Below are 26025 nucleotides of genomic sequence, written 5' to 3'. Positions count from 1 at the left end.
CTCGTCCTTTCGACGTCGTCGTGCTCAGCAGGAGCCGGAGGTCCCCACCATGGCCGAAAAGACCTATCAGGTCATCGTGCGCGGCAAGTTCGCGCCGCTCGGTGACGTGCAGCGTGCCGCGCTGCTCGCCAGGGCGGAGGAGCATGAGGTGTTCGGAGCGAAGTTCACCGAAGAAGGCACGGTGACCTACGAGCGGTCGCTGCTCGCGTTCACCTTCCGCTGCCTGATTCCGGCCACCGAAGAGGACGGGGAAGCGGTCGTGATCGGTCGGGCGGAAGCGCTGGCCGCAGCGGCCGTCGCGGAACTCGGTGCCGACCACCGTGACCTCCGGTCGGTGGCGACCGACCTCGACACCATCAAGATCCGCCACCGGGCACGCGCGTAGAGGGTCGGACCCGGCCACCGGCAGGCACACGGGTGGAGTTGACCGGCTGGCCGCCGCTTCCGCACCGCTCCGAGTGGTGACGTGGAACGCCGGGCGGGCCGGTCCCGGGAATCCCGGGACCGGCCCGCAGGGGTCGTGACCCGATCAGTCGCCGCTCAGGAGGGGACGCCCCGGACGTTGGTCTTCGCATAGATCCAGCCCGCGACGAGCGCGGTCGGCACGGTGTTGGTGAGCTTGTCCTCGTCCCCGGTGGAGACGACACCTCGGATCACACTTCCGTCCCAGACCCCTGCGCCGGAGTCGCCCTTTCCGGTCACTCCGTTGATCTTTTCGAGTTGGAGGATGTCGGGAACGGAGGACTTGACCTTCATCGAGCACACCTTCAGTGACGGAGTGGGCCCGATGCCGGTCTTGCTTTCGCGCCCCCAGCCCCGCACGGCCACGTTGACGCCGGCTTTGATGATCCCGGGGCCGGCGCTGTATTTGACGATGTTCTGCGGTTGCTTGACCGGCCCGGCGAGGTGCAGGATGGCGATGTCGTAGCCCTTTTCCGCCGCCGCGTAACCGTCGACAGCGATCTGCTGACCCTCTTTCGGCGTGCGACTCCCGGTCCAGATGCGCATTCTGGTGACCGGACTGACCAGGCAGTGTGCTGCGGTCAGCACGTACCTTTCGCCGATCAGGGAACCAGTGCACTGGTAGGAGGCGCCGTTGTCGATCCAGATATTCACCTGGCCGGTAAGGTTGCCGCTTGTGGTGCCGCCGATGATTGCGCTCGCAGGTTGCCCGACCAGGACGGCAAGCAGCGTGGTCGTCAGCGTCGCGGCCACGGCGGCGGCACGCCTGCCTGCGAAGATGATGGATCTGGGCAGCATTGTGCTCCTCGGACAGGCTCTGCGTGAGTTACCGGATGCCGGTTGGCGTCGCCGGCAGAAGGGAGCGTAGGGGAGGCCAATCCACCAAACAAGATCAGCCTTGTGCCGCCCCCAAGATTTAACAATCCGGGGGTACGCCGTTCCGGGGCGGTGGTGCGGGATCGTGCGGTCGATTTCCGCCGGGATCTGCTTGGCTGAACTGAGCCACCGATCAGGATGGGCGGCGGAGCAGGGCTGTGTCACCTTACGGGAAGCATGCTGACTGATCCGAATCAGTCAATGAAATCTCCGATCGGTTAGCTTGTGGGGCGTCGCTCGCGATGTGGCCCGGCCGCCGACACGGCGGCCGGCAGGATTCGATCCCGCCCGGCCGTAGATATGACCTGGCGGGAGACCGGCATCATCGATGCGGGCTGGCGGCACGGGAGTTGCCTGGAGGGACGAAGGGTGACCACTCGCTACGTGCGATGGAAGGACATCCGCGTCGAGCACGTCGAACGGGCCGGCGGGGGAACAGGCGGTCGAAGCTGGCAAACAGGAACTGCGCAACGCCCAGCTCCGACACCTCCTTGCCGAGATGCCTCGGGCCACCCCGCGCCACGCCGTTCCGCCGTACGCCGGCCCTCGGTCTCCTCTGTGAAGAGTTCTTGTCGTCCTGGCGACAAGAACTCTTCACAATGACGTGTCTGGTCTCCGGCGGCGGGGGCGTTGCCGTCGTTGCCCTGCCCGCTCACGCCAAGATCCCGACTGTGTCGCGTACGTCGTGAGTGCCGGCCACGAACGGACGTGAGCTCAGGTGCGGCCGGTTTACTCCGGGGTGTCGTCCTCGGTGGGGCGTGGCGAGGTTGGCCCCACCTGCCGGGCAGTTGCTCCGACGCCACCGAACCGAGCACGCCGCCCTCGGTGACCTACGGCCTCCCGGGACGGAGGGCCTACGTCGTCCGGCACTGCACGATCGGCGCCTACAGGCAGCACGTGAAGATTGTTTGCGAGGGCGCTTCAGGATGCCTCGGATTCCCCGGAATACGAGGCATCCTGTTCGCCGGTAGCAACGCGACGCAACTCGTCCAGCGTGTGTCTGGTTGCTTGACGAGATTCCTCGAAGGCTGCTGGTTCCGTCGCAGCGAGTTCGTCGAAGTACCGGACGCCCTCGGCGGTCATGGCGATGACCTGTTCAGTGACGCTGCCGACCATCAGCGCAACGAAACCAACGTTCCACAGTGATGTGGCGAGGTTGGGGAGGTGGGCGTCGCGGTTGGTGGTGGTGAGTTCTTGGTGGAGTTTGACGGCTTCTTGGCTGGTGGTGAGGGCTTCGGTGTGTTGTCCGGCTTCGGCGAGTCGTATCGCGTGGTTGTTGAGTGATCTGGCGAGGTCGGGGAGGTGGGCGTCGCGGTTGATGGTGGTGAGCTCGCGTCGGAGTTTGACGGCTTCTTGGCTGGTGGTGAGGGCTTCGGTGTGTTGTCCGGCTTCGGCGAGTCGTATCGCGTAGTTGTTGAGTGATTTGGCGAGGTCGGGGAGGTGGGCGTCGCGGTTGGTGGTGGTGAGTTCTTGGTGGAGTTTGACGGCTGCTTGGCTTGCGGTGAGGGCTTCGGTTCGTCGTCCGACCACGGCCAGACGTATGGCGTGTTCACCCATCCAGTTGGCCTGAGCTCCAGGCGGGGTGTCCGGGGTGAAACCGGCGACGATGCGGGTCGTCAGCGCCAGCGCCAGCCGTCCCAACTCCATCGACGGATACGGCACGAGGCCGACGACCCGTCGCGCCCATCCGAGATCGATCTCCGCGTCCGCCAGCAGCCGCACCGCGCCCGGCGTGAACACCCCCGGGAACTGCACCCCGACCAGGATCACCGCCTCGACCATCCGGGGCACGTCCACCGCCAACGCCACCTCGATCAGCGCCGCCGCGTCGCCCTGGTGCGTCCTCGCCCGGCCGAGCACCGTCAGCGCCCGTACCGCCTGCGCCACCGTCAGGCCGGTGAACACCCGCGCCCGGGCGGCGGCCGGGTAGTCCATCAGGACCCGCACCGCCAGCGTCTCGGCCAGCAGGTCGGGCTGCACCACGCCGAGCCCGGTGCCGTCGGTGGCCGGATACAGGTCGGCCAGCCACGCCGCGTACCGGTCCACCCGCTCCGGCTCGGCGGCCACCAGCGCGGGGACCCGCCGGACCAGGCCGGCGACCTCGTCTGGCCCGGCCGCGCCGAGCAGCGCCGCCACCCCGGCGACCTGCCGCAGCAGTGCATCCGACGCCGGGTCGTCGGCGGCCAGCAGGCCCGCCCGGCGGGCCGCGAACCGCCAGTAGCGGGCCTCGTGCCCCAGCAGCTCGGTCAGCACGTCGTACCGGCCGTGCCGGGGTCTCCCGTCCAGGACGGTCAGCAACGCCTCGGCGTGCAGGCGCAGCACCGGCGTGTCCGCCGGGCGGTCCCGCGCCTCGACCGCCGGCATCGGCCGCGCCAGCTGGGTGGCGAAGTCCCGTGCCGCGAGGGCGACGATCTCGCCGGGTTCGCGTTCCTCGATCCGGGCCGGCAGCTCCACCACCTGCGACCGGCCGGTCACCGCGTCGAGCAACTGCGCCTGCTGCGGGTACGCCGCCGACAGCGTCTCCCACCACAGCCCGGCACCCCGGGCGATGAGCAGCACCCGCACCCCGGTGGCCCGCTGCGCCGCGCAGACCAGCGCCGCCACGCCGGCCCGGTCCCGCGTCTCGGCGTAGTCGACCACCACGAGCAACCGCGACGGTACGCCGCCCGAGGCGATCAGGGCGGCCGTCTGCTCCTCGGCCCCGGCGTGGATCCACTCGCACCGCCAACCGGGCAGCCGGCCGGCGAACTCCCGGGCCAACCGGGTCTTGCCCACCCCGCCCGCGCCGGTCAGCAGGCGTACCGCCACCGCTGTGCGGTCGGTCGCCCAGGATTCCAGTTGGCGCAGCACCCAGCCGCGACCGATGAAGTCGACCACCGCCTGTCCGGGGTGCAGCAGCCACGCCACCGACTCCGGCAGCTCGGCCGACGTCACCCCGTGCAGCGCGTCCTCCCGTCGCCGCCGGGCCTCCCGGGTGGCCGCCAGCCGGTCGGCCACCGTCGGCCCGAAGCCCCCGACCACCCCGGCGGCGGCAGCGGAGATGACCGTCCAGCCGGTCTTGTCGTCAGCCACCGCTGCCCAGGCGCCGAACCCGGCGACCACCCCCGGGATGCCTACCCACCACGCATGCCGACGCCAGGCACCCCGATCCATGCGCGACACCCTACCGAGGGTCACCACAAGGACACGAAACGATCTTCAGGGGTGTCGGGGTGGGCGCGCCGCCCGGCCGGAAGTCGACGGCAGGCAATCGAGATTCATCGATTGACAGAAGTTTGTCCGATCGGGACACTCGATGAAACATAACCGTGCGTGCAAGGCGTGGCGCTGCCGCTCCGGGAGGACCAGATGAGGCTCGTACACCGGCGGCCCCTGCTCGCGGGAGCGCTCGCCGCCACCACCCTGGTCGGCGTCGTCGGGGTCGCCTCCGCCGCCTCCGCCGCCACCGGCTGTCGGGTGACCTACACCGTCACCAGCCAGTGGAGCGGCGGCTTCGGGGCCAACGTCGCCGTCACCAACCTCGGTGACCCCATCAACGGTTGGCAGCTCACCTGGTCGTTCACCGCCGGCCAGCAGATCACCCAGTACTGGAACGGCACCGCCAGCCAGAACGGCGGCCGGGTCACCGTCGGCAACACCACCTGGAACGCCGCGCTCGGCACCGGGGCGAGCACGTCGTTCGGCTTCAACGGCTCGTGGAACAACGCCAGCAACCCGGCACCTACCGACTTCGCGCTCAACGGCACCCCCTGCACCGGCAGCACCACACCCACGACGCCGACCACACCCACCCCGGGCACCCCACCGCCCACCACGCCGCCACCCACCCCGACCACCCCGCCGCCGACCACCCCGGCACCGACCACCCCACCACCACCCACCCCGAGCACCACCCCGAGCGGCGCGGAGGCGACCATCGTGCCCGACCCGTCCTGGACCTGCGGCCGGTCCACCGGCCTCGTGCCCCCGACCCGTGGCCGGCTGGTGTTCCGGGCCACCGCCCAACTCGGCGCGATCCGCGACGTCGGCGTCACCCAGTACGGCCACCGCCGTATCCTCGACATCCGGGGCGGCACGATCACCGGCGACCGGATCAACGGCAGCATCCTCACCGGCGGCCTCGACCTCGAACTCACCCTCGGCAACGGCGCGACCGAGCTGGAACAGGTCGCCATCCTGCGCACCGGCGACGGCACCCCGATCTACCTGCGCACCTGTGGCGTCGCACCGGCCGGCGAGTCCACCGTGCGGATCGTGCCCGACTTCGAGGCCCCGAACTCCAGCGCGTACGCCTGGTTGAACACCGGCACCTACGTCGGCACCCGGACCGTCGACACCGCGACGAACACCCTCACCCTGGCCGTGTACGACGTCGCCGGGGTGTCCCCGGCCGACCCGCGCGTGCAGCTGCGGGACCCGGCCGGGATAGCCGACCAGTCGTGGGACTGCCTGACCGGCAGCGGCACCCGGGGCTCGGCGGTGTTCACCGAGACCGTCACACTCGGGGCCAGCGTCTCGGTCGGGGCCAGCAAGCGCGGCACCCGCAACATCATCCCCATCACCGGCGGCACCATGACCGGCCGGGTGACCGGGACCGTCCTGCCCGGCGGGGCGGACTACCAGCTCATCGGCGCGACCAGCACGCTCGACGCCCGGTACGTGCTGTCCACCAACGACCGGGAGCTGATCCTGGTCCGCAACTGCGGGGCGTTCGGCCGGCTGGTGCCGACGTTCGAGGCCCGCGCCGCCGGCCCGTACGCCTTCCTCAACGCCAACACCTGGCTGAGCTCCGACCCGAGTTCCGCCCCGGGCGGCGTGAGCATCACCTTCTACGAACGCCGCTAGCGCGGGGGAGGGTGCCCGCCCCTCCGCCCCGACGCCCGGCCCCGTCCCACGGTCCCCCTGGTGGGGCGGGGCCGGGTGGCACCGGTCAGGTGTCCAGCGCCAACCGGGCCACCTCGTCGGCGCACCCCCAGGACAGCGTCACCCCGGCACCCCCGTGGCCGTACGCGTGCACCAGCCGCCGCCCCGGCGCGGCCCGCACCGCCACCCTCGGCCCACCGTGCCGGGCCGGCCGCAACCCGACCCGCACCCCCAGCACGGGGGCGTCGGCCAGTTCCGGCACCAGCGCCACGCACCGGGCCCGGATCGCCGCCGAGGTGGCCGGGTCGGGCCCGGTGTCCCACTCGTCCGGCTCGAAGGTGCCGCCGAGCACCACGTCGTGCCGGCGCGGGTGCACGTAGGTGATCCCGGCCGGGTTCTCCTCGTCCCGGACCGAGGTGGTCAGGCCCGGATTCGCCACCAGCACCAGATGCCCGCGTACCGGGTGCACCGCCGGGTCGTCGGCGAGCCGGCCGGCGGCCAGGCCGGTGGCGTTGACCACGATCGGGGCGAGGGCGAAGCCGTCGTCGAGGCGGTCGAGCCGACCGGCCCGCAGCACCCCACCGGCGGCCGTGAACCGGTCCCGCAGCCAGTCCAGATAGGGCGACATCTCTACCGTCGGGGCGGTGAACCGCAGCTGCGCCGCGTACGGGCCGAAGCCCGGCCCGGTCACCAGGTCGCCGGTCGCCGCCGCCCACCACGGCGGGCCCACCCCCGGCCGGCGAAGCAGCATCCGGGTCGGCCGGGCCACCACCCCGGGCACCCCGGCGGTGGCCTGCCGGCCCAGCTCCGTGTGCGTCTCGGTGGCCCAGCGCAGCACCCGGGGGTCCGCGTCGGTGTGGCTGGGATACCAGACGGCGGCGGCCACCGCCGACACCGTGTCGGCGGGCGGGTCGGCGGTCAGCAGCGTCACCCGTACGCCCCGCTCCCGCAGCCGCACCGCCGCCGTCAACCCGATGATCCCGCCCCCCACCACCAGCACGTCCGTGTCCATCGTCGACCTCCCCGTCGGTGCCGCCCGCATGGCGGACGGCCGGACCTGGATCGTCTCCCCGACCCGACGGACCGGTCCAAGACAGAATCGGCGGCCGGCGATAAGGGCCGCTTATGCTCCCCGGATGGGGGCACCGCCGACCACCGGTCCGACCCGACCGGACCACGACCGGGACCGGCCGGACCCAGGGCGGGACGGGTGGGACCTGCGCCGGTGGCGGTACTTCGTGGTGCTCGCCGACGAACTGCACTTCACCCGGGCCGCCGCCCGGCTGCGGATCGCCCAACCGGCGCTCAGCCAGCAGATCCGCGCCCTCGAACGGCAGCTCGGGGTGACCCTGCTGCACCGGGACAGTCACGGCTGCACGCTGACCGGGGTGGGCGCGCAGGTGGCAGGTGAGGCCCGTCGGCTGCTCGCCGAGGTGGACGCCGCCACCGCCCGCATCCGGGACCTGGTCGGTGGGCGCGGCGGTCGCCTGCGGTTGGCGTACACCCGCTCGGCCCGGGGTGGTCGGGTGGACGCGCTGGTGGCCCGGTTCCGGGCGGCGCACCCCGAGGTGGAGGTCGTCCCCGAGACCGGCTGGACCGCACCCAACGTGACCGGGCTGCTCACCGGTCGGCTCGACGTCGCCTTCGTCCGTCCGCCGTTACCGGAGGCGGGGCTGACCTGCCACACCGTCGACCGGGAGGAGTTGCTGCTGGCGGTGCCGGTGGGGCATCCGCTCGCGGCCGGCCGGGCCCGGGTGCGCCGGGCCGAGGTGGTCGGGCTGCCGGCGGTGATGTGGCCCCGGGAGAACGGCCCCGGCATGTTCGACCGCACCATCGCCCAGGTGTGGCCCGACGGCGGTTTCCACCTGGTCCGCCAGGAACCCGACGACGAACAGTTGCTGCGCGCGGTGGCCGGCGGCGACGTGGTCGCGGCCGTCCCGGCCGGCCGGGCCCGTGCCCTGAAGGTCGCGGGGGTACGCCTGCGGCGCTTCGCCGCCCCGGTGCCGACCGTCGACGTGGCCCTGGCCTGGCGGACCGGCACCACCGACCCGGCCGTCCGCCGGCTCGTCGCCCTGCTCGCCACCTGCTGATCCGTCATGCGTCGTCGTCGCTGGGGGTGTGGACCCGTTCGCCGGCGCAGTTTCGCCGCCATTGCTCGACGAACCCGGCGCACTCGGACGGATATCCGACAATGAACGGTCCCGACGTTTCTGCCGGTGGATATGAATCGCCGAGCGCATTCGCAGCGAGTAATGTGCTGCCTCCCACGGCCCGTACGAACCGCCGTGTTCGTGGAACCGCCCCACCCTGCTCGTGGGTCGTTCGGCCGTGCCCATGGAATCGTCCCGCCGTTTCGGCAGGTGACGCTGTAGTCGAGGAGCCCTGACGTGTCCGACATGGACAGCGCCCCGCAGCCCGGACCCGAAGTCGACCCCGCCCCGGCCCCGACCGCGCCACCGGCCGGGTCGCCCACCGCGCCGCCCACCGGGGCGGTGGCCGCGCCACTGGCCGGGTCGCCGACCGCGCCGCCCGCCGGGGCGGTGGCCGGGTCGCCCGCCGACGAATCCGGGGACCGGTTCGCCCACCGCCCGCCCGGCTACCCGAGCGCCCTGGTCTGGTTGCGCGCCGGCATCCTGCGGGACTGGCGGGGCGTGCTCGGCTCGTTCCTGGCCACCTGGTTCTACGTGCCGTTGGCGCTGGTAGCGGCGGTCTGGGGCGGCCTCGCCCTCGGCCTCTACGGGCTGATCGCCGGGGGCACCCAGTCCGAGGAGGCGGTGCCGGCGCTGCTGCGGGACGCCCCGCTGGTCGGGCCGCTGCTGGAAGCCTTCGTGGCACGTTCCGGCGGGGTGGTCGGCGGGTTCGCCGGGTTCGCGCTCGGCGCGCTGGTCGGCTTCCTGGCCGTGCTGGTGCTGCCCTGGCGCAACGCCTTCGACGAGCCGGCGAACCTCTTCACCGGCCTGGCCGGGATGGTGGTCGCCGCCGGCCTCGTCGGGCTGCTCTACACCGTCGGGCGGGTGCTGCTGGAACCGTGGCTGCTGGGGGTCTCCGGCGCGCGTCTGCTCAGCCGTCGCGAGGCCGAACGGCTGCGCCCGCTGCTGAGCGACTGCGCGGCCCGGCTCGGTCTGCCCGGTGAACCCCGGCTGCTGATCGAGGACGACCCGGTGCTGACCAACGCCCGCGCGTACGCCCGGCACGTGGTGGTGAGCACCGCCGTACTCGACTGCACCGACGAGGAGATCGCCGCGCTGCTCAGCCACGAACTGGTGCACTGGCGTACCGGCGACGAGGTGACCAGCGCGTTCATCCGGGGTGTCGGCCTGCCGCTGGTGCTGGTGCACGCGCTGCCGGCCTGGCTGATGCGCCGGTTCCCGCACCCGGCCACCGACTTCGTGGTGTTCCTGTTCTTCTGGCCGGTGCTGCTCACCATGCGCTACCTGGTCCTGCCCTGCCACCGCCGGGACGTCCGGGCCGCCGAGTACCGGGCCGACACCGGCGCGGTGCTCGCCGGGCACCGGGAGGGGATGCGCGCCATGCTGGAGCGGCGGCGCTCCTTCGAGACCGGGCGCAGCGGCTGGGACGAGGCGGTCTGCGCGACCCACCCGCCGTCCGAGCTGCGCCTGGACCGGCTGGACCACCCCGTCCCCGACCCGGCCACCGACCGCGCGGCCACCGCGCGCGGCCTCGACGAGCTGTTCGGCGGTACGACGGGTGCGACGGTCGGTTCCCGCCGGGCGCTGCTGCTGGTCGGCGCGCTGGTGCTGGTGAGCTGCCTCGGCGGGGGGTTGACGGCGACCCAGTGGGCGTTCTTCCGTCCCCAGGCGGCCGTCAACGACTACTTCGCGGCCCTGGACGACCACGACGCCCCCGAGGCGCTCGAACGGCTCACCCCCGGCGTGCGGGCGGCGCTGGGCGACAGCGGGCAGCTCGCCCGGATGGTGGCGGCGAAGGACTATCGCCCGCCCACCGACGTCTCCGTGACGGGGGTGGAACGCGACGGCGACGAGGCGATCGCGACGGTCGCCTACACCCTCGCCGGGCGGAAGCTGACCGCCGAGCTGCCGTTGCGCCGCGACGACTCCGCCGTGCTCGGGCTGTTCCACCGCTGGCACCTCGACGCCGCCCCGGCGACCCTGACCCTGCCCGGCGGCCCGGCCCCGCTGACCGTCAACGGGGTGCCCGCACCCACCGGTGAGGAGGGGGTCGCGGTACCGCTGCTGCCCGGGGCGTACACGGTCGCGGGGGAGAGCAACGCGCTCAGCGAGACGGCGCCCCGGGTGGTCTACGTCGTACCCGGGCAGCAGAGCGTGAGCGGCGCGGAGCTGACGCCCACTCTGCGACCCGAGGCGCTGGCGGCGGCGGAACAGAGCGTGCGGTCCTACCTGGACGGCTGCGCGGCGCAGGCGGTGGCCGCGCCACCGGGCTGCCCGCTGCGCTACTACAGCGGCGGTTCGACGGTGAAGAAGATCGCCTGGAAGATCACCGAATACCCGAGGATCGAGCTGACCCTGACCGGCCCGACCACCGCGCGGGTCTCCACCGCGTACGAGTCGCAGGGGTCGGCGCGGGCCACCGGCAGCACCGCCGGCTACTTCGGGACCACCCCGTTCAGCGACACCCAGACGGTCGGGGTCAGCGGTGTGCTGTCGGTGGTCGACGGCAAGCTGACCTTCCAACCCGGTGACGACTGAGCCGGCGTGTGCCGACTGAGCCACCCGGTGTCGACGGTGCCGTCCGGTGCCGGGTCGCACCGTGGCGACGACTGATAGGGAGATCGAGATGACCGCCCCCCGTTCCACCGCCCCGGCCCGGCTGGTGCTGGCCCCGCGTGCCGCCGGGCCGCACCGGGTGCCGCTGCTGGCCTGGCTGCACCGCGACCCGCGCTACCGCACCCTGGTACGCGACGCCGGGCAGGCCGGTGGGCGGCCCGGTTTCAGCGACGCGGTGATCATCGCGGTGGTGGCCCAGGGGTTGCTGCCCGGCCTGTTCAACCTGGTGCAGAGCTGGGTGGACCAGCAGCGTACCGAGGTGAGCATCCGGCTCCAGGTGGGCGACTCCGAGGTGGAGATCCAGGTCAGCGGGCGCTCCGACCCGGCGAAGCTGCTCGACGAGGCACAGCGGGCGCTGCGCCCGGACGACCCCGGGACCGACGTCACCCCCGCCGGCTGACGGCGGTCGGCCGGCCCTGCCCCCACGTCTGTGGGCCCTCGCGCCCGCGTCGGTGGGCTCCCGCGCCAGCGAGTCCCGGCACCTGGGGCCCGCGTCGGCGGCCCTCGCATCGGCGGGTCCCGCCCCTGGTCCGGGGTCGGTGGGTCTCGGGTCGGCGGGTCCCGCTCCTGGTCCGGGGTCGGCTGGTCCCGAGGTCGGTGGGTCTCGTCGGCGGGTCCCGCTCCTGGTCCGGGGTCGGTGGGTCTCGGGTGGGCGGGTCCCGTGTTTCCCGGATCCCGCTTTCCCCGGATCCCGCGGGTAGGTCGCTCCGCCCCCGTCGACGCTCAGCAAGGCAAGGGGCGAGGTAGCGGTATCCCAGCCCGCGATGCCGCTACATCGCCCAGCTGAGTGCTCGGCGGTGGCGAAGGTGTCCGGTGTACTTTCTCATCGAGACGTTGATGCCTGTCCGTCATATTTATGACGGACAGGCATCAACGTTTGTTCGGCCTATTACCTCAGGCGCGACACGCCGGTGCGGAGGGCCGAGCCGTCAACGTCGGCGCTGGACCCCCCACTAATCATCATCATTACCACCACCACCATCGCCGCCGCGCCGTCCGTCGAGTCCACCCCCTGTACACCTTCCGCCCGTCACCGCCGCCACCGTGACCGCCGCGGCTGTCGCCGGCCGCCGCCACCGCTGTCGTCGGCCGTTGCCACCGCTGTCGCCGGCCGCTGCCACCGCCGTCGCTGTCGCCCGCGGCCACCAGCTGCCGCCCGCCCCCGCCCCGCCGCCGTTGTTGCGGTTACGGGAACACCGCGCACGGAACACGGACACGGGAACACCGCGCACGGAACACGGACACGACGACGCCCCGGGATTCCCGCGACTGTCGGTGCAGCCGGGCGTCGGCACCTCGTCCGCCGTGATGGCGCGTGGGCATCATCGTGGCGCGTGGTGAACCGGAGGGCTGCCACGGTGACCTGTGGGGCGTGGCGCTGTGCCGGGGCGGTCGTCGGGTGAGGGGCGGGTCGGTCAGGCGGCCTTGGCCAGGGCGTCGTACTCCTCGTCGGTGAGCTGCACCTGGGCGGCGGCGACGTTCTCCTCCAGGTGACCGACCGAGGACGTACCCGGAATGGGCAGCATGACCGGCGAGCGGCGCAGCAGCCAGGCGAGCGCGAGCTGGGCGGGCGTCGCCTCGTGGCCGGTGGCGATGGCGTCCAGCGGGCCGCCCGGCTTGGCCAGGTTGCCGGTGGCGATCGGGAACCACGGGATGAACGCCAGGTCGTTGCGCTCGCAGTGCTCCAGGACGTCCTCGGCACTGCGGTCGGCCAGGTTGTAGAGGTTCTGCACCGACACGATCGGGGTGATCTGCTGCGCCGCCTCGATCTGTGCGACGGTCACCTCGGACAACCCGATGTGCCGGATCTTGCCCTCCTGCTGGAGCAGGGCCAACTCGCCGAGCTGGTCGGCCAGCGGTACCTTCGCGTCGATGCGGTGCAGCTGGTAGAGCCCGATCGATTCCACGCCCAGGTGCCGCAGGCTCAGCTCACACTGCTGGCGCAGGTATTCCGGCCGCCCCACCGGCCGCCAGTCACCCGGCCCGGAGCGGGTCAGCCCGGCCTTGGTCGCGATGACCAGGTCGTCGGCGTACGGGTGCAGCGCCTCCCTGATCAGCAGCTCGGACACGAACGGCCCGTACGAGTCGGCGGTGTCGATGAACGTGACGCCCAGCTCGTACGCCCGGCGTAGCACCCGCACCGCCTCGGCCGGGTCCTTCGGGTCACCCCACACCCCCGGTCCGGTGAGCTGCATGGCCCCGTACCCGAGCCGGTCGACCTGGAGGTCGCCACCGATCCGGTAGGTGCCGGACGCCTTCGCGGGCTGACTGCTGGACCCCATGTGCCGTACCCCGATCCTGTTCGTTGTCGTCAGCGGCAAATCTAGCCACCGCCTCAACGCCTTTCCCGAAGATCGCCGTCGGCAACACCCACGGGCCGAATGTGGGCACCGTCTCCCGTCGCCGCACCAACCCCGCCCCGTCACGCGGCACCGTCACCCGGCGCCCGGCCCGGCATCCAGCCCTCGGCATTCAGCCCCCGGCATCCGGCGTCCGGTGCTCAGCCGACGTGCCGGATGACCACCAGCGCCTGGTCGTCGTCGGAACCGGAGAGCTTGGCCAGCAGGGTGTCCGCGATCGCCTCCACCGGCTGGTCGCGCACCGGCACGATCACCTCGTGCAGGGCCGTCACCCCGGCGTCGTACGCCTGGTCGCGCCGTTCCACCAACCCGTCCGTGTACGCCACCAGCAGGTCACCCGGGCCGAACGCCACCGTGGTCACCGGCACCGGATCACGGACCAGCCCCAGCGGCAGCGAGTGCCCCGTCCAGACCGTCTCGGGGGGCCGCCCCGCCGGCAGCAGCACCGGGTGCGGATGCCCCACCCGGGCCACCTGCGCCTCGCCGGCCACCGGGTCGACGACCATCGCCAGGCAGGTGCCGAGGAACCCGACCCCGAGCAGCCCGGTCAACCGGGGGAACACCTCGGCCAGCGGCACCCCGGACCGGATCAGGGTGTTCACCACCGTCCGCAACTGCGCCATGTCGGCCGCCGCCTCGACCTGGTGGCCCACCACGTCGCCGACCACCACGGCCAGCCGGCCGTCGTCGAGGTCGACCAGGTCGTACCAGTCCCCGCCCAGGTGCAGGCCGCTCATCGCCGGCTGGTAGCGGGTGGCCACGTCCAGACCGGGGGGCCCGACCGTGGCCGAGGTGCGCAGCCGGCCCGCGAGCCGGGTCACCAGGTTGTGCTCGGCGGCGGCCAACCGGACCCGCTCCAGGGTCTGCTCGCACAGGTCGGCGATGGTGTCCAGCAACGCCAGGTCGTCGTCGGGCAGCGGACGTTCGCGGGGCCAGCCGAAGCCCAGCGCGGCGATGGGCCGCCGGGAGGCGTCCAGCAGCGGCAGCACGACGGTGGTCACCATCCCGTACTCGCCGGCCGGGTCCGGCAGGTCGGGATGCCGGGCGGCGAACTCGGCCCGGTTACGCAGGATGATCCGTTCCCCGGTGCGCAGCGCGCGGGCGATCGGCCGGGGATCGTCGATGGTCAGGTCGTCGAAGGTGGCGACCAGCCCGCTGGGCAGCTCCGCGTGCCACAGCCGGACCCGTCGGCCCTCGTCGCGCATCGCCAGGCCGGGCAGCGCCGCGCCGAGGGCCATCGGCGCGGCGTCCAGGATCACCTCGATCGCCTCACCGGTGGACCGGGTGACGCTGAGCCGGGCGGCGAACTCCGCCATCGCCCGCGCGGACGCGGTCAGCTCGGCCCGGCGTAACGCCTGGCTGCACAGCCCCGCCACCGCGTCGAGCAGGATCCGGCGGGCCTCCTCGTCGGCGACCGGCCCGTCCCAGCGCACCTCCAACGCCCCGAGCACGGTGCCGGTGCCGTCGCGCAACGGCAGGCACAGCCCGTCGGGCAGCGCGACGGTCGCCTCCTCGCGTACCGCGCGGGCCAGCGGCGCGTCGTCGGCCACCGCGAGCCGACCGGGGCCGTTCCCGTCGGTCACCGTCAGGTCCAACGCGCCCGCGGTGGCCACCGCGACCCGGACCTCGGTCGCCCCGACCAGCGCCGGCGTGACCGTGATGACCACGTCCGTCACCGCCGCGCGGGTCCCGGCGGCGCTGAGCGACCCGGCGAGCCGGGCCAGCCCTTCAGCCTGCCGCAGCGCCTGACGCCGCTCCCCGGCCGCCGGGTGTGGGGCCTGCTGGCCGGGGCCCCGGCGGCGCGCAGCGGGAACCCCGGTGCCGGTGGCGGTCCCGGCGCTGGTGGTGTCCGACCGTGGGGATCCGGTCGGGTCGTCGGCGTCGGTGGCCCCGCCGGTGGGGCCGACCGCCTCGGCGACGGTGGTGAAGACGCCGCCGGGCCGGCCGGTGGCGTCGACGATCGGAGCCGACGAGAAGACCAGTCGGCGGTGCTCCGCGCCGGAGCCGACCTCCCGTTCCTGCCGGCAGGTCACCTGGCCCGTGGTCAGCAGCCCGGTCAGCCTGGGCACCGCGTCCGGCCAGACCGCCGCCCCGGGCTGTCCCGGCTCCTGCGCGCCGACCGGGTCGGGCAGCGCGAGGTACCCGTCGTTGGGCAGCAGCACGAGCTCCGGTCCCCACCAGATCGCGGCCGGTTCGGGGCTGTACAGGCAGATCACCAGGGCGGTACGCAGGCTCGCCGGCCAGTCCTCGACGGGCCCGAGCGGGCTGCCGGCCCAGTCGCGCCCGACGATCCGACGGCCGGCCCGGCCGGCCCGGGAGAGCAGATCCCGCCAGCGTGCGTCGTCCGGCGGCCGGGGAGCGGCGGCGGAGCGAGTCATGTCGGGACCTCCGCTCTGCGGATCGAGCGCTTCCCCATCAGTCGGACCGTACCAGCGTGGGCCGATCCGCACGTCTGTCGATCATCCGGTTCGGGTCTGCCGGAACGTCGCCCCCGCTGTCCGACGGGCCCGTGCCGGGCCCGCCCGGCGGACCCCGACCCGGTGCGCCGCCCGCGTCGGCCGTCCCGCTCTGGTCCCGGTGCCCGCCGTCGGTCCGGGTCGGTGCCGGCGACGGTCCGGGGAGGCGGTCCGGGGAGTTGTCCCGACCCGCCGCGAGGGGTGTGCCCACCGTGCGACGCTGGCCGGGTCCGGGGCAGACCGGCGCGGGGGTGGCGCCGACGCGGGGAAAGGGACGCGATGACGGGTACGCCGCAGCTGGACTTCGCACTCGACACGTACGAGTGCATCGTGCTCTATCCCGGCCCGGCCGGTCGGGTGCTGCCGAAGGAGACCGTGCAGCGGCTCCAGGCCGAGCACTTCGCGCACATGCGGGCCCTGCAACGCCGGGGTCTGGTGCTGGTGGCCGGCTCGATCGACGGCCCGGCCCGGGAGCCCGCCCCGCCGATCGGCATCGGCCTGGCCCGCACCGGCTCGGTCGAGGACGTACGCAGCGTGATGGAGGCGGACCCGGCGGTGCAGGCCGGTCTCTACATGGTCGACGTGCTGAGTTTCCTCTGCCCGGCCGGCTCGTTGGAGTTTCCGCTGGTCAAGACCGACAGCTAGGGGCGGCGGGGTCCGGGCGTCTGGCCGTGGTGACCGACGGTGCCGGTGTCGGGGCGGACGAGCACGGGAGCGCGCGGACGGCGTTGGTCCCCGGGCGGTACGATTCCCGGCGCGCGGTCGCCGATGCCCGCGACTCCCCGACGTCCCGGCGTGGGCTGCGCCCCGCCGGCCAGGCGCCCACCCCGCGCGTCGTCGGACCCCTGTTCCTCAGTCCGCAAGGGGTCGACCCCCAGGTCGACCCGGAGGAGAGACTAGCCTGATGGGCGTGAACCGCCGCGCGAAGATCGTCTGCACTCTTGGTCCCGCCACCTCGTCCCCGGAGCGGCTCCGGGGCCTCATCGAGGCGGGCATGAACGTGGCCAGGCTGAACTTCAGCCACGGCAGTCACGCCGACCACGAGTCGGTGTACCGCATGGTCCGCGAGGCAGCCGAGGCGGTCGGCGTGCCGGTCGCCATCCTGGCCGACCTCCAGGGCCCCAAGATCCGGCTCGGCAAGTTCGCCGACGGGCCGCACGAGTGGCGTACCGGCGACTCGGTGGTGATCACCGGGGACGACATCCTCGGCACCCGGGACCGGGTCTCCTGCACCTACCGCAAGCTGCCCCAGGAGGTCAAGCCGGGTGACCGGCTGCTGATCGACGACGGCCGGGTCGCCGTCGAGGTCAGCGACGTCACCGGCAACGACATCCGGTGCCTGGTCACCGAGGGCGGCCCGGTCTCCAACAACAAGGGCGTCTCGCTGCCCAACGTGGCGGTCAGCGTCCCGGCGATGTCGGACAAGGACGCCGAGGACCTGCGTTTCGCCCTCGGTCTGGGTGTCGACCTGATCGCGCTCTCCTTCGTCCGTACGGCGGAGGACATCAAGCTCGTCCACGGCATCATGGACGAGGAGGGTGTGCGCCGTCCGGTGCTGGCCAAGGTCGAGAAGCCCGAGGCGGTCGACCACCTGGAGGCGATCGTGCTCGCCTTCGACGGCGTCATGGTGGCCCGGGGCGACCTCGGTGTCGAGATGCCGCTGGACCAGGTGCCGCTGGTGCAGAAGCGGGCCGTGCAGCTGTGCCGGGAGAACGCCAAGCCGGTCATCGTGGCCACCCAGATGCTCGACTCCATGATCGAGAATTCCCGGCCCACCCGCGCCGAGGCCTCCGACGTGGCCAACGCGGTGCTCGACGGCGCGGACGCGGTGATGCTCTCCGGCGAGACCAGCGTCGGCAAGTACCCGGTGCTCACCGTCAGCACCATGGCAAAGATCATCACCACCACCGAGGCCGGTTCTATCGGGGTGCCCCGGCTCCAGCACGACCCGCGCACCCACGGTGGCGCGCTGACCGTGGCGGCCTCCTCGATCGCCCGCGCCATCGGGGCGAAGGCGCTGGTGGCCTTCTCGCAGACCGGCGACACCGTCAAGCGGCTCAGCCGGTTGCACTGCGACCTGCCGCTGCTGGCCTTCACCCCGGTCCCCGAGGTGCGCAGCCAGCTGGCGCTCTGCTGGGGCGTGGAGACCTTCCTGATGCCGTTCGTCCAGCACACCGACGACATGTTCCGTCAGGTCGACCAGGCTCTGCTCGGCCTCAACCAGGCCACCCCCGGCGACTACGTGGTGATCGTCGCGGGCAGCCCGCCCGGCACCCCCGGCTCCACCAACACGCTGCGGGTGCACCAGCTCGGCTCCCTGGTCGACGCCGCCTCCGCCCGGGCGCTCCAGTGAGCCCGTCGGCGCAGCAAACAGAGTTCGCCCAGTGAGCGCGAGGAGTGCGCCGGGTTTGCGCGCCCCGCAGTCGCGAACGGAGCAAGCTCAGTGAACGGGCGTCCGGCGGCGACCGGTCAGGCCGCGGTCGACCAGCTCCTCGAGGTCCTCGACCTCGACCACACCGGCTCGATGACCTTCCGTGGGGTCAGCCCCTCGGTGGGTCCGCAGCGGGTGTTCGGGGGGCAGGTCGCCGGCCAGGCACTGGTCGCCGCCGGGCGCACCGTCGACCCGGACCGGTTCGTGCACTCGCTGCACGGCTACTTCGTCCGGCCCGGCGACCCGGCCGAGCCGATCGACTACCAGGTGGAGAACGTCCGGGACGGGCGGTCCTTCTCGGTCCGCCGCTCGGTGGCGTTGCAGCACGACAAGCCGATCTTCTTCATGTCGGCGTCCTTCCAGCGGCAGGAAGAGGCCCTGGAACACCAGGCCCCGACCCCGCCCGACGTGCCCGGCCCGGACGACGTGCCGACGATGTCCGACCGGCTGGCCCGCTATCCGGAGCGGCTCGGCATCTGGGGGCAGATCCCCCGCCCGATCGACGTCCGCTACGTCGGCGAACCCGGCTGGGTACGCCCCGGCGACCGGCCCGCCGACCCGCACCAGCGGGTCTGGATGCGCATCGACGGCAAGCTGCCCGACGATCCGCTGCTGCACGCCTGCGCGTTGACCTACGCCTCGGACCTGACCCTGCTGGACTCGGTCCTGTCGGTGCACGGCGAGGTCTGGGGTCCGGGCGGTCTGGTCGGGGCGAGCCTGGACCATGCCCTGTGGTTCCACAGGTCGTTCCGGGCCGACGAGTGGTTCCTCTACGACTGCTGGAGCCCGTCCGCCTCCGGTGCGCGGGGCCTGGCCACCGGCCGGCTGTTCACCCTCGACGGCCGGCACATCGCCAGCGCCGTCCAGGAGGGCCTGCTGCGCCGCGTCGGCGCCTGAGCGGACCCGCCCGCGCCGGGTCGCCGCCACCCGCTGACCGTGGGGTGCGGGGAAGGTGGCGCGTCGGGCGGTGATGGTGCGCAGGTGGTCGGGCAGGGGCCGGCCGGGTGGTCAGAAGCTGCTGACCACCTTGACCAACGCCTCGTCGATGGTGGTCGGGTTCTTGGCGTCGAACGCCTTGCCGGAAGACGCCTTGGCGATCCGGTCCAGCGCGGCCAGGTCGGACTCCTGGTCGAAGGCCACGCAGAAGACCTTCACCGGCTTGTTCGGATCCAGTGCGATGTCCCGCAGCAACCGGTCCAGGTCGCTGTCCTTCTGGTATTCGTTCTTGCCGTCGGTGAGCACCACCACCGCGTTGATCCGCTTCGGGTCGTACCGGTCGAGCAGGGAGCGGTGTGCCGCGCGGACCGTCGCGTACAGGGCGGTGTTGCCGCCGATGCGCAGCCCGGCCAGCTTCCGGTTGAACGCTTCCCGGTTCAGCGGCGCGAGCCGTACCTCCTCGCTGTACGGCTTCTTCGGCCGTTGCGGGGTCTCGCTGGAGAACGACCAGAGCGCCACCTGGTCGGCGGCGTTGAGCAGCCCGATCGCCTTGCTGGCGGCGTCGGTCGCCACCTGGAACCGGGTCTGGTCGCCGACGGTGGCCTTCATCGAGCCGGAGGTGTCCACGGCGAGCAGGATGTTCGCCTTCTTACGCAGGGTGTCCCAGCTGCCGAGGATCGCGCCGACCACCTCCGGGGTGGGCGGGTCGAAGTAGGTGAGCCGGTCGCCGCCCGGCCCGGCCACCGTGGCCAGCAGCGTGTCGGCGGGCCGGCGCTCGTCGTCCCGGAAACCGAGCGCGGCGAAGCTGCGTTGCTGCGGACCGTCGCGGAGGAACGTGAGGAAGTCCTCGGCGGCCTCGCGTTGCGCCGGGTCGGCCGACGGCAGCACCACGTACGGGTGGTCGAGGTTGAAGGTGCCCTCCTTGGGGTGCACCGCCACCAGCGGGACCCGGGGCTTGCTGCCGGTGGGGCTGAGCTGCCCCTGGTTGTAGAGGTAGACCAGCTCCTCCTGGAGGACGATCGCGCTCATGTCCGTGGCCGGGGTGTCCCCGGTGGCGGTGGCGTCGGCCTCGGCGAGGTTGCGCAGCAGGTCCACCGAGTCGTCGCTGTAGTGCGAGACGTTGGCCTCGATCCGTCTGACGAACTGGGTCACCGCCGGCTGGGCGAGGTCCTCGCTGGTCAGGTCGCTGGCCCGGCTGACCGCCGCGTAGTAGGTGGCGATGGTGGCGGCCAGGCCGGAGGTGGACAGGTGCGGGTTGTCCTTGCCGAAGGTGAACCGGCCCCACTCGGGCTTGCCGAACGCCGCCCAACCGGTGTCGCCGGAGAGGCCGAGCACGTCGGCCCAGCCGAGCGGGCCGCGCTGCTGCACCACCTCGCCCCGGTCCTTGGGCATGGCGATGACCAGGGGACTGTTGGCGATCGACGGGTACTGCCCGGGGGTCTGGGCGGGTCGGCCCGCCGCCGAGTCCAGCAGGCGCAGCTGCCCGGTCCACAGTGACGAGGTGGGCAGCCACACCTGTGGTTCGGCGACCTTCGGCTGGGTGAGCGCCCACCCGCCGGCCAGCGCCTCCATCGCCTCGCCCGAGTTGAGGCCGTGCACGGTCACCTGCGCGCACCGCCCACCGAAGCGCCGGTCGGCGGCGTTGTACCGCTCGGCGAGCTGGGCGACCAGCGCGCTCTTCTCGGTGGAGGAGCTGACCTCCAGCGGTACGCAGTCGGCCCGGTCGGTGCCGGGCGTGGGCCGGACGTACAGGTAGGCCGCGGCGATCACCGCGAGCCCCGCGACGACGGCCACCGCGTGCGGCAGCCACGGTCGGGCGGGACGCTGACCGGTGGCCATCGGCTCCTCCAGGGGTTGGGGCGGGTCAGGTGTCGGTGCGCGGTGCCGGCACGGGCGGCGGTGGGGGGCCGTCCGGCGTGGTGGGCGGGGTCAGCGCGGCGGCGACGAGCAGACGGACACCGTAGACCACGACGAGGGTGAGCGCCCCGATGGCGGCGGCGGTGCCCACGGCGGTGCTGGCGACGTACCCGGCGGCGAAGCCCACCGCGCCGAGGAAGATCGCGAGGGACATCCCCCACGGGTCGGTCCACTGTCGACGCAGCCGCCGCCCGAAACCGTCCCGCCGGGTCGGCGGGGGGACCGGGGCCGGCCGGTCCGTCGTCGTCCGGGTGGGTGTGGGTGTGGGTGTGGGGGTGGGGGCGGGGGCCTGGGTCCCCGGGGGTGCCGTCGGTCCGGCCGGGGCGGGCCGGGTCGCCGCCGGTGGGGCGGTCGCCGGGTCGGTCGGTACCTGCGGAGCGTGGTGGGAGGTCGACGTGGTGGGCCACGGTGCCGCCGCCATCGCCGGCCCGCTCGGCCCGTGCGGTGCCGGGTGGCCGGTCGAGGTGGTCGGCCCGGGTCCCGCCACCCCGGCGGTCGGCCACGGGTCCGCCGCCGCGCCGGTCGGCCAGGGGTCGGCCACCGCGCCGGTCGGCGCGGGCGGGGCGGCCGGCGGGGAGGACAGGGTACGGGGCAGCTGCTGGGTGGCCGCCGCGTCGGTGCCGGCCCGCAGCACGGTCTGCAACGGCACCTCGCGGGTGTCCCGCCCGAGCAGCCGCAGCAGCACCTCCTGGGCGGTCGGCCGGGCCCGGTGGTCCTTGTCCAGGCACTGGCCGATCAGGGTGGCCAGTGGGCCGGTGAGCCCGGTCAGGTCCGGGGGGTCGTGCAGGATCCGGTGCAGCACCGCCGCGACGGGGCCGGTGCCGAACGGTGGCTGTCCGCCCGCCGCGAAGGCGATGGTCCCCGCCCAGGCGAACACGTCGCTGGCCGGCCCGACCTCGTCGTCGCGGAACCGTTCCGGGGCCATGTAGGGGGCGGTGCCCATGACGCGGTTGGTCATCGTCTCGGTGACGTCCAACGCGCGGGCGATGCCGAAGTCGATCACCCGGGGGCCGTCCGCCCCGAGGATGACGTTGTCCGGCTTCAGGTCGCAGTGCACCACGTCGGACTGGTGGATCGCGGCGAGCGCGGTGGCGGTGCCCACGGCCAGCCGGTGCAGCGCGTTGCCGCTGATCGGGCCCTGTTCACGGACGTGCCGTTGCAGGGTGACACCTTCGATGAACTCGCTGACGACGTAGGGCAGCTCACCGTCGACGTCGGCGAAGAGGATCTGCGCGGTGCAGAACGGCGCGACCCGGCGGGCGGCGGCGATCTCCTTGACGAACTGGGCCTTCGCCCGGGGATGCTGGTGCAGGTCCACGTTGATCACTTTGACCGCGACCCATCGGCCCTGCTCGTCGCGGCCCAGGTAGACCACGCCCTGGCCGCCCGCGCCGAGCCTCCCGACCAGTTCGTACGGCCCGGCCTGGCGGGGGTCGCGGGGGCTCAGCGGTGTCACGTCCGGCATCGCTGTCGCTGCCCCCATCGGCCGGTTTTCGGTGCGCTGGTGTGTGTCGCGTGGTGTGCCGGCGACCCTGCCGGCGACAGGGGTATGGTGCCACGTCCCCGCCACCGGGACATGACACCCTGCCCGTTCGGTGGAGGGTGACGACCCGGCCGGCCGGGTCGCCGACTAACCTTGCGGCCATGCGCCTCTCCGCTCGGGTCGACTATGCCCTCCGCGCGGCCGCCGAGCTCGCGGCGGTCGCCGATGGCGGGGACTCCGGACGGTCCCGTCCCGTCACCGCCGAGCAGATCGCCCGGGCGCAGGACATCCCACCGAAATTCCTGGAGAGCATCCTGCTCCAGTTGCGTCGGGGCAGCATCGTGCACGCCCAGCGGGGCCCCGAGGGCGGTTACTGGTTGGCCCGCCCGGCGGCCGAGATCTCGCTCGCCGAGGTGATCCGGGTCATCGACGGTCCGCTCGCCCACGTCCGGGGGCAGCGCCCCGAACAGCTCGGTTACCACGGCGCGGCACAGGCGTTGCAGGAGGTCTGGATCGCGTTGCGGGCCAGCGAGCGGGAGATCCTGGAGCAGGTCACCATCGCCGACGTGGCGGCCGGGACACTTCCCGGCCGGATCACCGAGTTGGCTGCCGACCCCCGCGCCTGGAGCTGATCCGCCGCGCCCCCGGGCGTCCCACCCACCGATCAGGGGTTGACCGGGGAGCCGCCGTGCCGCATTCTCGACTAAGTCGATAGGAGATGCCGAAAAGTTCGGAGGGCTCGTGCGCAAGCTTCTGATCCTCGCTCTGGTCGGGTTGGCCGCACAGCTCGTCGACGGCGCGCTCGGCATGGCGTACGGGCTGACCTCGTCGACGCTGCTGCTCTTCGTCGGCGTCGCCCCGGCCGCCGCCTCGGCGTCGGTGCACCTCGCCGAGATCGGCACCACGCTCGCCGCCGGTGTCGCGCACTGGCGGTTCGGCAACGTCGACTGGCGGGTGGTCACCCGGATCGCCCTGCCCGGCGCGGTCGGCGCGTTCGTCGGGGCCACCTTCCTCAGCTCCATCTCCACCGAGAACGCCGCCCCGTGGATGGCCGGCATCCTGTTCACCCTCGGGGCGTACCTGCTGGTGCGTTTCTCCCGGCCGCTGCGCCAGCGCTCCGGTGCCGGACGGCTGCGCGGCCGGTTCCTCGGCCCGCTGGGCCTGGTCGCCGGGTTCGTCGACGCCACCGGCGGCGGGGGATGGGGTCCGGTGGCCACTCCGGCGCTGCTGGTCTCCGGTCGGATGGAGCCCCGCAAGGTGATCGGGTCGGTGGACACCGCCGAGTTCGTGGTGGCCGGGGCGGCCAGCATCGGCTTCCTGATCGGCCTGGGCAGCGAGGGCTTCCTGCTGCCCACCGTCGCGGCGCTGCTGATCGGCGGCCTGATCGCCGCGCCGGTGGCCGCCTGGCTGGTGCGGATCGTCCCCGCCCAACTGCTGGGTGCCACCATCGGCGGGGTGATCGTGCTGACCAACGCCCGCATCCTGCTCAAGGCCGGTGACGCCGGGTCGACCGTGCGTCCGGTGGTCTACGTGCTGCTCGCCGTGGGCTGGGTGGTCGCCCTGACGTTCGCCGTCCGGGCGTTGCGCCGCACCCGCCGGGCCCGTGCCATCGTCGACGCCGCCACCGCCGAAACCCCCGCCGTCACCACCCCCGCCGACGCGCCCAGCCCCGCCGACGCCGTCGCCACGACGCCGTCGCCGGACACCGCGGCTTCCGCTGTCGCGGCCGGGGTCGTCGCCGGGTCCGCCCCGGCCGACGCCGACGACGACCGGCTCGCCGTCGTCGAGCGCTGAACCACCGACGGGGTACGCGGCCCGCCGTCGTGGCCACGGCGACCGTCGCGCACCGGCGTGAGCCCGTACGGGGCGGCGACGGTCACCCGGGAAGCGCGCCGCCCCGGGCGGCTCCACCCGTGGCGGTGTCCCCGGCCAGCAGGTCCGTGGCCGCAGCCGACAGCAGTGCCCAGGCCCGGTCCACGTGCTCCGGCCCGGTCAGCGGTGCGCCGACGGCCAGGCGCAGGGTGTACCGGCCGTTGACCCGGGTGTGCGTCAGGTGCACCTGACCGTCGTCGTTGACCCGGGCCAGCAGGGCCGCGCTGGCCTCGTCGCCGGCCCGTAGCCGGAACGTCACCAGGGAGAACGGGTGCGGGGCGGCGATGGCGAACCGGTCGTCGGCGCGGACCCGGGCGGCGAACCGGTCGGCCAGGGCGATCCCGGAGCGCAGGTGCGCGCGCAGCCCCTCGACGCCGTACCAGCGCAGGACGAACCAGAGCTTGAGCGCCCGGAAGCGGCGACCCAGCGGGACCTGCCAGTCCCGGTAGTCGATGACGGCACCGGATTCGCTGGCGGCGTTGCGCAGGAACTCCGGCATGACGGTCAGCGCCTCGATCAGCTCGCCCCGGTCGGCCACCCAGAAGGCGTCGCAGTCGAAACCGGTGAGCAGCCACTTGTGCGGGTCGAAGCAGTACGAGTCGGCGTGCTCCACCCCGGCGTGCGACCAGCGCAGCTCGGGGCAGACCGCCGCCGCCCCGGCGTACGCGGCGTCGACGTGCAGCCAGATGCCGTACTCGGCGCAGATCGCGCCGATCTGCGGCAGCGGGTCGACGGCGGCGGTGGAGGTGGTCCCGATGGTCGCCACCACGATGGCCGGCACCTCGCCGGCGGCCAGGTCGGCCTCGATCGCCGCCCGCAGGGCCGCCGGGCGCATCGCCTGGGTCTGCGGGTCCACCGCGATGGTGCGGACGCCCTGCCCGCCGAGGCCGGCGATGCGGGCCGCCTTCTCGATCGAGGAGTGCCCGTGCGTCGAGGTGTACGCCCGGTACCGGCGGTCGACGCCGACCTCCCGCCAGCGGCCCCCGCTGGCCCGGTGCAGGGCGGCCAGGGTGGCGACCAGGGTCGCCGAGGAGGCGGAGTCCTGGATGACGCCGCCGCCGGTGCCGGTGGAGCGGAACCGCGCGGGCAGGTCCATCAGTTCGACCAGCCAGTCCAGCACCACCGTCTCCAGTTCGGTGCCGGCCGGGTTGGTGGCCCAGAGCATGCCCTGGCTGCCGAGGCCCGAGCTGACCAGGTCGGCGAGCACGCTGGGGCCGCTGGTGTTCGCCGGGAAGTAGCCGAAGAAGCCGGGGTGCTGCCAGTGGGTGACCCGGGGCACGATGATGTCGTCCAGGTCGGCCAGCATCGCCGCGACCGGTTCGCCGTGTGTGGGCGGGGTGGCCGGCAGGGCGGCGGTGACCGTGCCGGGCGGGTCCCGGGGGATCACCGGGCGCTGGTCCAGCGTCCGCCAGTAGTCGGCGACCCAGTCGACCACCGCGTACCCGGCGCGACGGAACTCCTCGGGGTCCATGTGCTCAGCCATGGGCCGAGTCGATCAGGTGGGCCGGTCGGGGGCAAGGGCGGGTACGGGTTGTGCGGGCGGAAAGCGTTGTCCTACGATCCGACTGCGCGGAGTCGAATTATGGATGTCGATGCAAGGCAT

General features: G+C 73.2%; 18 protein-coding genes. 10 read left to right on the top strand and 8 right to left on the bottom strand.

All coding sequences use genetic code 11. The features are described from left to right. Positions 1-49: 49 nt before the first annotated feature. Positions 50-385 carry a DUF6204 family protein gene (locus tag AB0B63_RS02410; protein ID WP_357013949.1) on the top strand — a complete coding sequence of 112 codons (336 nt, stop codon included), beginning with the start codon at positions 50-52 and terminating at the stop codon, positions 383-385. 155 nt (positions 386-540) lie between these two features. Here AB0B63_RS02410 and AB0B63_RS02405 read toward each other — a convergent pair whose 3' ends face one another. Together AB0B63_RS02405 and AB0B63_RS02400 are read right to left on the bottom strand one after the other, a co-directional pair. Then, entirely contained in the window at positions 541-1260 is a 720-nt protein-coding gene (locus AB0B63_RS02405; RefSeq protein ID WP_208570909.1) for a trypsin-like serine protease, read from the bottom strand. 999 nt (positions 1261-2259) lie between these two features. Continuing rightward, positions 2260-4491: a tetratricopeptide repeat protein gene (locus tag AB0B63_RS02400; RefSeq protein ID WP_357013945.1), complete on the bottom strand. Its 2232-nt coding sequence runs from the start codon at positions 4489-4491 to the stop codon at positions 2260-2262. Positions 4492-4686: 195 nt separating this feature from the next. On the opposite strand from AB0B63_RS02400, the gene AB0B63_RS02395 reads away from it, so the two are divergent. Next, entirely contained in the window at positions 4687-6183 is a 1497-nt protein-coding gene (locus AB0B63_RS02395; RefSeq protein WP_357013942.1) for a DUF3237 family protein, read from the top strand. An 85-nt stretch (positions 6184-6268) separates the two neighbouring features. Here the strand turns inward: AB0B63_RS02395 and AB0B63_RS02390 are convergent, their stop codons facing one another. Next, positions 6269-7213 carry an FAD-dependent oxidoreductase gene (locus AB0B63_RS02390; RefSeq protein WP_357013939.1) on the bottom strand — a complete coding sequence of 315 codons (945 nt, stop codon included), beginning with the start codon at positions 7211-7213 and terminating at the stop codon, positions 6269-6271. A 124-nt stretch (positions 7214-7337) separates the two neighbouring features. Between AB0B63_RS02390 and AB0B63_RS02385 the strand changes: the two genes are divergently transcribed. The 3 genes from AB0B63_RS02385 to AB0B63_RS02375 all read left to right on the top strand — a co-directional run bounded on the left by AB0B63_RS02385 (position 7338) and on the right by AB0B63_RS02375 (position 11367). Then, positions 7338-8291 carry a LysR substrate-binding domain-containing protein gene (locus tag AB0B63_RS02385; RefSeq protein ID WP_357013936.1) on the top strand — a complete coding sequence of 318 codons (954 nt, stop codon included), beginning with the start codon at positions 7338-7340 and terminating at the stop codon, positions 8289-8291. Positions 8292-8597: 306 nt separating this feature from the next. Further along, complete coding sequence (locus AB0B63_RS02380) at positions 8598-10889, top strand: M48 family metalloprotease (protein ID WP_357014388.1); 2292 nt, start codon at positions 8598-8600, stop codon at positions 10887-10889. 88 nt (positions 10890-10977) lie between these two features. After that, positions 10978-11367, top strand: a complete 390-nt coding sequence (locus AB0B63_RS02375; protein WP_208569255.1) for a hypothetical protein — start codon at positions 10978-10980, stop codon at positions 11365-11367. A 1015-nt stretch (positions 11368-12382) separates the two neighbouring features. Here the strand turns inward: AB0B63_RS02375 and AB0B63_RS02370 are convergent. Next, positions 12383-13249 carry an aldo/keto reductase gene (locus tag AB0B63_RS02370; protein WP_357013932.1) on the bottom strand — a complete coding sequence of 289 codons (867 nt, stop codon included), beginning with the start codon at positions 13247-13249 and terminating at the stop codon, positions 12383-12385. Positions 13250-13467: 218 nt separating this feature from the next. Then, positions 13468-15705, bottom strand: coding sequence for a SpoIIE family protein phosphatase (locus tag AB0B63_RS02365; protein ID WP_357013929.1), 2238 nt, complete (start codon positions 15703-15705; stop codon positions 13468-13470). 357 nt (positions 15706-16062) lie between these two features. On the opposite strand from AB0B63_RS02365, the gene AB0B63_RS02360 reads away from it, so the two are divergent. The 3 genes from AB0B63_RS02360 to AB0B63_RS02350 all read left to right on the top strand — a co-directional run bounded on the left by AB0B63_RS02360 (position 16063) and on the right by AB0B63_RS02350 (position 19111). After that, positions 16063-16428: a YciI family protein gene (locus AB0B63_RS02360; protein ID WP_208569252.1), complete on the top strand. Its 366-nt coding sequence runs from the start codon at positions 16063-16065 to the stop codon at positions 16426-16428. Positions 16429-16687: 259 nt separating this feature from the next. After that, the gene (gene pyk, locus AB0B63_RS02355; protein WP_208569251.1) at positions 16688-18136 is read left to right on the top strand and encodes a pyruvate kinase; all 1449 of its coding nucleotides are present in this window, start codon (positions 16688-16690) and stop codon (positions 18134-18136) included. Between the two features lie 90 nt (positions 18137-18226). After that, on the top strand, positions 18227-19111 hold the full coding sequence (locus AB0B63_RS02350) for an acyl-CoA thioesterase II (protein ID WP_208569250.1): 885 nt from the start codon (positions 18227-18229) through the stop codon (positions 19109-19111). Positions 19112-19222: 111 nt separating this feature from the next. On the opposite strand, the gene AB0B63_RS02345 is transcribed toward AB0B63_RS02350, so the two are convergent. Both AB0B63_RS02345 and AB0B63_RS02340 read right to left on the bottom strand, forming a co-directional pair. Beyond that, entirely contained in the window at positions 19223-20989 is a 1767-nt protein-coding gene (locus AB0B63_RS02345; protein ID WP_357013924.1) for an extracellular solute-binding protein, read from the bottom strand. Positions 20990-21014: 25 nt separating this feature from the next. Further along, the gene (locus AB0B63_RS02340; RefSeq protein WP_357013921.1) at positions 21015-22532 is read right to left on the bottom strand and encodes a serine/threonine-protein kinase; all 1518 of its coding nucleotides are present in this window, start codon (positions 22530-22532) and stop codon (positions 21015-21017) included. Positions 22533-22711: 179 nt separating this feature from the next. Between AB0B63_RS02340 and AB0B63_RS02335 the strand changes: the two genes are divergently transcribed. Beyond that, on the top strand, positions 22712-23182 hold the full coding sequence (locus tag AB0B63_RS02335; RefSeq protein WP_208569247.1) for an Rrf2 family transcriptional regulator: 471 nt from the start codon (positions 22712-22714) through the stop codon (positions 23180-23182). A 109-nt stretch (positions 23183-23291) separates the two neighbouring features. Next, a complete protein-coding gene (locus AB0B63_RS02330) occupies positions 23292-24344 on the top strand; it encodes a sulfite exporter TauE/SafE family protein (RefSeq protein WP_357013918.1) in 1053 nt (350 codons plus the stop codon). A gap of 82 nt (positions 24345-24426) precedes the next feature. On the opposite strand, the gene AB0B63_RS02325 is transcribed toward AB0B63_RS02330, so the two are convergent. After that, positions 24427-25905, bottom strand: coding sequence for a pyridoxal-dependent decarboxylase (locus AB0B63_RS02325; RefSeq protein ID WP_357013915.1), 1479 nt, complete (start codon positions 25903-25905; stop codon positions 24427-24429). Positions 25906-26025 lie beyond the last annotated feature (120 nt).

Source organism: Micromonospora sp. NPDC049081 (assembly GCF_040648835.1).
Classification (GTDB): domain Bacteria; phylum Actinomycetota; class Actinomycetes; order Mycobacteriales; family Micromonosporaceae; genus Micromonospora; species Micromonospora antibiotica.
This window is presented reverse-complemented; position numbering and strand designations above follow the sequence as displayed.

Excerpts from the sequence above, each read along its gene's own strand:
- AB0B63_RS02410 (WP_357013949.1), top strand. The coding sequence starts at position 50 with ATGGCCGAAAAGACCTATCAGGTCATCGTGCGCGGCAAGTTCGCGCCG.
- AB0B63_RS02405 (WP_208570909.1), bottom strand. The coding sequence starts at position 1,260 with ATGCTGCCCAGATCCATCATCTTCGCAGGCAGGCGTGCCGCCGCCGTG.
- AB0B63_RS02400 (WP_357013945.1), bottom strand. The coding sequence starts at position 4,491 with ATGGATCGGGGTGCCTGGCGTCGGCATGCGTGGTGGGTAGGCATCCCG.
- AB0B63_RS02395 (WP_357013942.1), top strand. The coding sequence starts at position 4,687 with ATGAGGCTCGTACACCGGCGGCCCCTGCTCGCGGGAGCGCTCGCCGCC.
- AB0B63_RS02390 (WP_357013939.1), bottom strand. The coding sequence starts at position 7,213 with ATGGACACGGACGTGCTGGTGGTGGGGGGCGGGATCATCGGGTTGACG.
- AB0B63_RS02385 (WP_357013936.1), top strand. The coding sequence starts at position 7,338 with ATGGGGGCACCGCCGACCACCGGTCCGACCCGACCGGACCACGACCGG.
- AB0B63_RS02380 (WP_357014388.1), top strand. The coding sequence starts at position 8,598 with ATGGACAGCGCCCCGCAGCCCGGACCCGAAGTCGACCCCGCCCCGGCC.
- AB0B63_RS02375 (WP_208569255.1), top strand. The coding sequence starts at position 10,978 with ATGACCGCCCCCCGTTCCACCGCCCCGGCCCGGCTGGTGCTGGCCCCG.
- AB0B63_RS02370 (WP_357013932.1), bottom strand. The coding sequence starts at position 13,249 with ATGGGGTCCAGCAGTCAGCCCGCGAAGGCGTCCGGCACCTACCGGATC.
- AB0B63_RS02365 (WP_357013929.1), bottom strand. The coding sequence starts at position 15,705 with ATGACTCGCTCCGCCGCCGCTCCCCGGCCGCCGGACGACGCACGCTGG.
- AB0B63_RS02360 (WP_208569252.1), top strand. The coding sequence starts at position 16,063 with ATGACGGGTACGCCGCAGCTGGACTTCGCACTCGACACGTACGAGTGC.
- pyk (WP_208569251.1), top strand. The coding sequence starts at position 16,688 with ATGGGCGTGAACCGCCGCGCGAAGATCGTCTGCACTCTTGGTCCCGCC.
- AB0B63_RS02345 (WP_357013924.1), bottom strand. The coding sequence starts at position 20,989 with ATGGCCACCGGTCAGCGTCCCGCCCGACCGTGGCTGCCGCACGCGGTG.
- AB0B63_RS02340 (WP_357013921.1), bottom strand. The coding sequence starts at position 22,532 with ATGCCGGACGTGACACCGCTGAGCCCCCGCGACCCCCGCCAGGCCGGG.
- AB0B63_RS02335 (WP_208569247.1), top strand. The coding sequence starts at position 22,712 with ATGCGCCTCTCCGCTCGGGTCGACTATGCCCTCCGCGCGGCCGCCGAG.
- AB0B63_RS02325 (WP_357013915.1), bottom strand. The coding sequence starts at position 25,905 with ATGGCTGAGCACATGGACCCCGAGGAGTTCCGTCGCGCCGGGTACGCG.